Source organism: Bradyrhizobium sp., assembly GCF_016462955.1.
GTDB lineage: Bacteria > Pseudomonadota > Alphaproteobacteria > Rhizobiales > Xanthobacteraceae > Bradyrhizobium.
This window is the reverse complement of record NZ_JAEMSD010000037.1, coordinates 1-7981: the sequence shown is the minus strand read 5'-3', so window position 1 is coordinate 7981 and position 7981 is coordinate 1. Positions and strand designations below refer to the sequence as shown.

Here is a 7981-nt window from a genome sequence, read left to right as displayed (position 1 = left end):
CACCGTGGGCGTGAGGCCGCCGGTGAACTTTTCCGGGTTGTCGCGGATGTATTCGCGATATTCCTGGTCGCCGAAGACAGGCAGCGGCAGGTCGCCGGCCGGGCCCAGCACCTCGATCTCGCTGATGTAGACCTCGACCTTGCCGGTCGGCAGGTCGTCATTGTCGGTGCCTTCGGGGCGGCGGCGGACCTTGCCGTCCATCTTGACCACGAATTCCGAGCGCAGCTTTTCGGCCAGCGAGAACGCCGGCGAATCCGGATCGACCACGCACTGGGTCAGGCCGTAATGGTCGCGCAGGTCGATGAACAGCACGCCGCCATGGTCGCGCACGCGATGGACCCAGCCGGAGAGGCGGATCGTCTCGCCGATGTTGCTCTCGCGGAGCGCGCCGCATGTGTGTGACCGGTAGCGATGCATGGTCGTCCCAAAATCAATGTCGGAGGATGCGAATCGAACGGCCTGTCACGGCCGGTCCGAAGTTGCGGCAGGGTTTACCTCGCTAGGACCAAGGCGGCAACCAAGGGAACGCCCTGTTTTGGGCCGGAAGTGCCCATTTTCAGGGGCCGAGCCTTTGCCATCGGGCGTTCCAGCCCTATCTTGAGCCCATGACGGTGCATTTCCCCTTCCAGAACTCCTATTCGGCGCTGCCGGACAGCTTCTTTGCCCGCGTCGCGCCGACCCCGGTCGCCGCGCCCCGGCTGATCAAGCTGAACCGGCCGCTGGCGCTCCAGCTCGGGCTCGACCCGGACACGCTGGAGACCCCTGAGGGCGCGGCGATCCTGGCCGGCAAGACGGTTCCTGATGGAGCCGATCCCATCGCGATGGCCTATGCCGGGCACCAGTTCGGGCATTTCGTGCCCCAACTCGGCGACGGCCGCGCCATCCTGCTCGGCGAGGTCATCGACAAGGACGGCGTCCGCCGCGACATCCAGCTGAAGGGCTCTGGCCCGACCCCGTTCTCCCGCCGCGGCGACGGCCGCGCCGCGCTCGGCCCGGTCCTGCGCGAATACATCGTCAGCGAGGCAATGTACGCGCTCGGCATTCCGACCACGCGATCGCTTGCCGCCGTCGTCACCGGCGAGCACGTCCTCCGCGAGACCGCGCTGCCCGGCGCGGTGCTGACCCGCGTCGCCTCGAGCCATATCCGCGTCGGCACCTTCCAGTTTTTCGCCAGTCGCCGCGACACCGAGGCGGTGCGCCGGCTCGCGGACCATGTCATCGCGCGGCATTACCCGGACCTGCTGCAGGCCGATCGGCCCTATCACGCCCTGCTCGCCGCGGTCGTTGAGCGTCAGGCCAATCTGATCGCGCGCTGGCTGCTGGTCGGCTTCATCCACGGCGTGATGAACACCGACAACACGTCGATATCGGGTGAGACCATCGATTACGGCCCCTGCGCCTTCATGGATTCCTACAATCCCGCGCAGGTGTTCTCCTCGATCGACGAGATGGGCCGCTACGCCTATGCCAACCAGCCGCGCATCGGCTTGTGGAATCTGACGCGCCTCGCCGAATGCCTGCTGCCGCTGTTTTCGGACGAGCAGGAGAAGGCGGTGGCGGAGGCGCAGGACATTCTCGGTGCGTTCTCCGACCAGTTCAGCGCCGCCTATCAGGCCGGCCTGCGCCGGAAGGTCGGCCTGTTCACGGAGCGCGATGGCGACGAGGCGCTGATCCAGGACCTGCTGGATGCCATGGCCAAGAACCAGGCCGACTTCACCCTCACCTTCCGCAAGCTGGGCGATGCCGCCGTTGATGACGGCGCCGACGCGCGCGCCCAGTTCATGGAGCCCGCCGCGTTCGACGAATGGGCCGGCCGCTGGCGCGCGCGCATCGCGCTGGAGCCGCAAGGCCCAGCCGAGCGGCGAGCCGCAATGGACGCCGTCAATCCCATGTTCATCCCGCGCAACCACCGCGTCGAAGCGGTGATCCAGGCCGCGGTGAACGACGACTACGCGCCGTTCGAGGAACTGACGAAGGTGCTGGCGAGGCCGTTCGAGGACCAGCCGGGCCATGCCGCCTACGCCGATCCGCCGCTGCCGGACCAGCGGGTGCTGCAGACGTTTTGTGGGACGTGAGACGGTTCGACCACACCGCTATCTGTAATTGACGCATTGAATGGACTGCGCCTTGCGCGGTCCATTCCTGTCCCCCGGGCCTTGTGGACACGTCCCGCCCGCTGGAACCGCTGTCATCAAACTGAAACACACGCGCTCTAACGGGCTGGCAGGGTTGTCTTGCCGGAGGCGCCCGTCCTCCAACCACAAAGCGCGCCATGCCCTTCAAGTTTATCCACCTCACCGACACGCATCTGGCCAACCCCGGCGCGACGCTTTACGGCCTCGACCCGCGCGCGCGGCTGGATGCGGCGATTGCCGACATCAACGCGCACCAGTCCGACGCTGCGTTTGCGGTGGTGACCGGCGACCTCACCCATTGGGGCGAGGCTGACTCCTACGCAAACTTCGCCGAGGCGATGGCGGCGCTGAAAATTCCCTACATCGCCATGGTCGGCAATCACGACAAGCGCGTCACCTGCCTCGACGCGCTGAAGGCCGCGCCGCGCGATGCCAACGGCTTCGTGCAGGGCGCGCGCACCACCGAGCACGGCCTGTTCGTCTTCCTCGACACGCTGGACGAGACCAGCCATGCCGGCGAGATGTGCGCCAAGCGGTTCGAGTGGCTCGCGAAGACGCTGGCCGCAGCGCCCGCCGACCAAGAATTCGTCGTGTTCATGCACCATCCGCCCTTCCCGGTCGGCGTCCACGCGATGGACGACATCGGGCTGAAGCAGAGCGCCGAATTCGCCGAGGTGATCGCGCCTTATCGGGCTCGCATCCGTCATCTGTTCTTCGGCCACGTGCACCGGCCGATCTTCGGCAGCTTCGGCAAAATCCCGTTCTCGACCCTGCGCGGCACCAACCACCAGGTCTGGTTCGAGCTCAATCCCGGCGCGCCGCACCTCGCCAGCCACGAGCCGCCGGCCTATGGCGTCGTCCTGATCGACGACGACAATCTCGTGGTGCACAGCCACGACTTCCTCGACACCAGCCTGCGCTTCCCGTTCGAGCCACCGGCGGGCGTGGACGGCCGCGACTACGCGCTCAACTTCGTGGCGCGGTGAGATGAGCCTCGCTGAACCCGCGGCTCTCCCGGTCGCGACGTCGGCGGCACCGCGTTGGCACGTCCTGAAGCGTTTCACCGGCAGCGTTAAAGCCTCGCTGCCGGCCTATCTGCTGCTGCTGCCCTCGCTGGTCTTCCTCGCGCTGTTCACCTATGGCGCGATGGGCCGCGTCTTCATCGATGCGCTGTATCAGCGCGCGACGCCGAAGGCGCCGGTCAGCTTCGTTGGCCTCGACAACATCAGCGCGGTGCTGGCCGATCCCGCCTTCACCGGCGCGGTCGTCAACAATTTGATCTACGCCATCGGCACGACGGTGCCGAGCATCGCCCTGGCGCTGCTGTTCGCGCTGGCGCTGGCACGCACCCATGCCGTGAGCAGCGCGCTGCGCGCCGCGCTGTTCCTGCCCGTGCTGATCCCGATGGTCGCGGCCTCCGCGCTGTTCATGTTCATCTTCCTGCCGAATGTCGGCCTGCTCGACTACTACATTGGACGCCTGCTTCCGGTGCTGCCGAACTGGCTCGGCGATCCCGACGTCGCGCTCTATGCAATCATGGTGATCACGATCTGGAAGAACGCCGGCTATTACATGCTGTTCTTCCTGGCCGGCCTACAGGCCGTGCCCGAAGACGTGATGGAGGCCGCCCATCTCGACGGCGCCGGCCCCTATCAGCGGCTGCGCCACATCATCCTGCCGGAGCTGAAGCCAACCTTCCTGTTCGTCATCGTGATCGCCACGCTCAACGCGGTGACGCAGGTCGACCACGTCTTCGTCATGACCCAGGGCGGGCCGTCCAATTCGACCAATCTCGTGCTGTTCTACATCTACCAACAGGCGGTCGAGCATTACGACATCGGCAAGGCCTCGGCGGCGACGCTGCTGACGCTGGCCGCGCTGATGGGCCTGACCGCGCTCTCCTTCCGCACCATGGCGAACCGCGAGGGCGGGTCATGAAGCTGATCGACCGGCTCTACAGGGAGGCCCCGCTCGCCACGCGCAATGAGATCACGCCGAAGCTCGGCTTTCTGCTGACCGTGTTGCTCGCGATGGTCTGGCTCATCCCCTTCCTGTGGATGATCGTGGCGACGCTGCGTCCGGCCTCCGACGGCATCAACCTCATGGCCGACCTGATGCCGAGCCTGAAGCCGACGCTCGACAACGTCAGGGATGCCTGGGAGATCGGCGATTTCCCGCGCTACACGCTCAACACCACGATCATCTGCGCCGGCATTCTGCTGGTGCAGTTCGTCACGATCACGCTGGCGGGCTTTGCCTTTGCGCGCCTGAAGTTCGCCGGCAAGACGCCGATCTTCTATCTGTTCCTGATGCAGCTGATGCTGGTGCCGGTGCTGCTGATCGTGCCGAACCTGAGCCTCGTCGCGCAGCTCGGCCTCTACGACACGCTCACCGGCGTGATGATGCCGTTCTTCGCCTCCGCCTTCGGCACCTTCCTGATGCGGCAGGCCTTCGAGGCGATTCCGACGGAGCTGGAAGACGCCGCCCTGATCGACGGCGCCAGCCTGCTCCAGCGCATCCGCCACATCTACGTGCCGCTGTCGATGCCGAGCTTCTCGGCCTTCGCCATCATCTCGGTGACCAGCCACTGGAACGACTTCCTGTGGCCGCTGATGGTGATCAATTCGCCCGACAAGCGGCCGCTCACGGTCGGCCTCTCCGTCTTCACCAAGACCGCCGAGGGCACGCAGGCCTGGGGCACGATCGCCGCGGGCACGCTGATGGTGATCGGCCCGCTGCTCGTCACCTTCCTGATCTTCCAGAAGCGCTTCATCAGCTCTTTCGTCACCTCAGGCATCAAATAGGAGATTTTTCGATGTTGTTCTCCCGCAGGCTCATGCTCGGCCTCGCCGTGATAGGCACCATGGCAGGCGCCCTCGCCGTCCCGGCGAAGGCCGAAGGTCCCACCGAGATCGATCTGTTCTTCCCCGTCCCCGTCGACGGCAAGCTCGCCCGCGACATGGGCACCATGATCAAGGAGTTCAACGAGACCCATCCCGGCGTCAAGGCGACCGCGGTCTACACCGGCTCCTATGACGACACGCTGATCAAGACGCGCGCCGCGATCAAGGCCGGCAAGCCGCCGGCTGCCGTGATCATGTCGGCGAACTTCCTGCTCGACATGCAGATCGAGAACGAGCTCACCAATCTCGACAGCCTGATCGCCTCCGATGGCAGCACCAAGGAGAAGTTCCTCAGCCAGTTCTTCCCCGCGCTGCACGGCAACGCGGTGATCAACCGCTCGGTCTACGGCGTGCCGTTCCACAATTCGACGCCGCTGCTCTACATCAACGCCGACAAGGCCAAGGAAGCGGGCCTCGACCCGAGCAAGCCGCCGCAGACCTGGGCCGAGCTCACCGACTGGGCCAAGAAGCTCACCAAGCGCGAGGGCGACAAGGTGACCCAATGGGGCATCGCGATCCCCTGCGCCTACGATTATTGCGGCTGGATGATGGAAACGCTCACCATGAGCAATGGCGGGCGCTACTACAACGAGGAGTTCGGCGGCGAGGTCTATTACGACACGCCCTCGATGCTGGGTGCGCTCTCCTGGTGGAACGACCTCATCTACAAGCACAAGGTCCATACGCCCGGCGCAACGCCAGGCCCTGCCGTCAGCACCTCCTTCATCTCGGGCAATGCCGCGATGATGATGCTGTCGACGGGCTCGCTCACTTACGTGCGCGACAACGCCAAGTTCAACTACAAGGTCGCCTTCATCCCGCGCAACGTCCGCAACGCGGTGCCGATCGGCGGCGCCTCCCTGATCATGCCGGCCGGCCTCGAGGCCGAGAAGCAGAAGGCGGCGTGGACGCTGATCAAGTGGATGACCTCTCCGGAGAAGAGCGGCTGGTGGAGCCGCGCCACCGGCTATTTCGCGCCGAATGTGGCCGCCTACAAGACGCCCGAGATGGTCGAATTCCTGAACAAGAACCCGGACGCCAAGACCGCCGTCGAGCAACTCGACGTCGCCAAGCCCTGGTTCGCCACCTACAAGACCGTCCCCGTCCGCAAGAATCTCGAGGACGAGGTGATGCTGGTCCTCAACGGCAAGAAGCAGCCGAAGGAAGCCCTCGCCGCCGCCCAGAAGGCCGCGGACGAGACGTTGAAGCCGTACAACGCGGAGACGTCGCTGAAGCTTCCGTAAGCCTACGCCCTCGTCATCATGCGCGGGCTTGTCCCGCCTGCGCGGCCGTAGCCGCTTCGGCGCGACGAAGGCCCGGGCCTCCACGAGCTTTTGCCAAGAGAACGTGGATGGCCGGGACAAGCCCCGGCCATGACGACCGAGCGGAATCGCGTCGTTAACCCCCCGTCCACCATCCGGCCCGGCCCGTCGCCGGTAACCACGAGAATTAACAGACCCTCAACGCACCCCCGACAAATCTATCAATGTTTCTGGAGGTTTCGCCGTGGATCTGTTGGTTATCGTGTTCCTTGGGCTGGCGCTGGTCGCCATGTGCGTGCTCGTGGTTGCGCTGCCCTGCGCGCGAAAATCCTCGCAGCGGGTCCGCTACGAATAGGAATTTGGTCGGAAAGCGTCGATTCCGGCCCGATGCAGGGCTCGAATTCGCTTAGAGCCCCTTGACATCACAGTGCTTTCGGCAGAACGGCTGATATCAAGTGTCATGGGCCGTTCATGGATTTGATTGCCACCACCGCTGACCTCGCGGCTGCCTGCAGCCGGTTGGCCAAGCACCCCGTCATCACAGTCGATACCGAGTTCCTGCGCGAGACCACCTATTACCCGCTGCTATGCGTGGTGCAGATGGCCAGCCCCGAGGAAGCCATCGTCGTCGATGCCCTGGCCGAGGGGATCGACCTCAAGCCGTTCTTCGAGCTGATGGGCAACGAGAGCGTGCTGAAGGTGTTTCATGCCGCCCGCCAGGACATCGAGATCGTCTGGCACCAGGCGGGTATCATCCCGCATCCGGTGTTCGACACCCAGGTGGCCGCGATGGTGCTCGGTTACGGCGACAGCATCGCCTACGACGCGCTGGTCGAGAAGGTGACCGGCCACCGCCCGGACAAGACCCACCGCTTCACCGACTGGTCGCGCCGGCCGCTGAGCAAGGAGCAGATGCATTACGCGGTGTCCGACGTCACCCATCTGCGCGACGTGTTCGCAGCGCTCGACGCCGACCTGAAGAAGCGCCACCGCAGCGAGTGGGTCTCGATCGAGATGGAGGTCCTGACCTCGCCCCGCACCTATGATTTCCATCCCGAGCGCGCCTGGGAGCGGCTGAAGACGCGGGTCCGCAAGCCGAAGGATCTCGCGGTGCTGATGGAGGTTGCGGCCTGGCGCGAGCAGGAAGCGCAGAGCCGCGACGTGCCGCGCGGCCGCGTGCTGCGCGACGAGGCCATCACCGACATCGCGACCCACGCGCCGACCACGCTGGAGAAGCTCGCGAATCTGCGCTCGGTGCCGAAGGGCTTCGAGAAGTCCAAATGGGGAGCGGACATCGTCGCCGCGGTCGAGCGCGGTCTGGCGCGGGACTTCTCGAAGCTGCCCAAGCTGGAGAAGCCGCGCAACAATTCCAACGGCGCGGCCATCGTCGAGCTGTTGAAGGTCCTCTTGCGGATGACCGCCGAGCGCCACGCAGTCGCGAGCAAGGTGATCGCGACCGTCGACGACCTCGAAGAGATCGCCGCGGACGATGAGGCCGACGTGCCCGCCTTGCGCGGCTGGCGCCGCGAGCTGTTCGGCGATGCCGCGCTGAAGCTGAAGCGCGGCGAGCTGGCGCTGGCGATCGAGAAAGGCCGCGTGATCGGGGTGCAGCGGGCCTAACTGGCCAATCCGTCATCCCCGCGCAACGGCAAAGCCGTTGTCGCTGGAGGTGCGAGTGGCG

General features: G+C 65.5%; 7 protein-coding genes. 6 read left to right on the top strand and 1 reads right to left on the bottom strand.

Translation table 11 applies throughout. The annotated features are described in order from the left end of the window. On the bottom strand, positions 1 to 417 hold a 417-nt coding region (locus JHD07_RS06595), incomplete at its 3' end, for an OB-fold nucleic acid binding domain-containing protein (protein ID WP_291620255.1). Positions 418 to 605: 188 nt separating this feature from the next. On the opposite strand from JHD07_RS06595, the gene JHD07_RS06590 reads away from it, so the two are divergent. The 6 genes from JHD07_RS06590 (at position 606) to rnd (ending at position 7920) form a co-directional block, all read left to right on the top strand. Continuing rightward, a complete protein-coding gene (locus JHD07_RS06590; RefSeq protein ID WP_291620253.1) occupies positions 606 to 2075 on the top strand; it encodes a protein adenylyltransferase SelO in 1470 nt (489 codons plus the stop codon). Positions 2076 to 2272: 197 nt separating this feature from the next. Beyond that, on the top strand, positions 2273 to 3121 hold the full coding sequence (locus JHD07_RS06585) for a phosphodiesterase (RefSeq protein WP_291620252.1): 849 nt from the start codon (positions 2273 to 2275) through the stop codon (positions 3119 to 3121). Position 3122: 1 nt separating this feature from the next. Then, entirely contained in the window at positions 3123 to 4073 is a 951-nt protein-coding gene (locus JHD07_RS06580; protein ID WP_291620250.1) for a sugar ABC transporter permease, read from the top strand. After that, entirely contained in the window at positions 4070 to 4939 is an 870-nt protein-coding gene (locus JHD07_RS06575) for a carbohydrate ABC transporter permease (protein WP_291620248.1), read from the top strand. The genes JHD07_RS06580 and JHD07_RS06575 overlap by 4 nt, the downstream gene beginning before the upstream one ends. A gap of 11 nt (positions 4940 to 4950) precedes the next feature. Then, entirely contained in the window at positions 4951 to 6282 is a 1332-nt protein-coding gene (locus tag JHD07_RS06570) for an ABC transporter substrate-binding protein (RefSeq protein WP_291620246.1), read from the top strand. Positions 6283 to 6771: 489 nt separating this feature from the next. Next, positions 6772 to 7920, top strand: a complete 1149-nt coding sequence (gene rnd, locus JHD07_RS06565; protein WP_291620244.1) for a ribonuclease D — start codon at positions 6772 to 6774, stop codon at positions 7918 to 7920. Positions 7921 to 7981: the final 61 nt, after the last annotated feature.

Bases quoted from the DNA above. Each gene is read 5' to 3' on its own strand.
- rnd (WP_291620244.1), top strand. From the start codon at position 6,772: ATGGATTTGATTGCCACCACCGCTGACCTCGCGGCTGCCTGCAGCCGG.
- JHD07_RS06580 (WP_291620250.1), top strand. From the start codon at position 3,123: ATGAGCCTCGCTGAACCCGCGGCTCTCCCGGTCGCGACGTCGGCGGCA.
- JHD07_RS06575 (WP_291620248.1), top strand. From the start codon at position 4,070: ATGAAGCTGATCGACCGGCTCTACAGGGAGGCCCCGCTCGCCACGCGC.
- JHD07_RS06590 (WP_291620253.1), top strand. From the start codon at position 606: ATGACGGTGCATTTCCCCTTCCAGAACTCCTATTCGGCGCTGCCGGAC.
- JHD07_RS06585 (WP_291620252.1), top strand. From the start codon at position 2,273: ATGCCCTTCAAGTTTATCCACCTCACCGACACGCATCTGGCCAACCCC.
- JHD07_RS06570 (WP_291620246.1), top strand. From the start codon at position 4,951: ATGTTGTTCTCCCGCAGGCTCATGCTCGGCCTCGCCGTGATAGGCACC.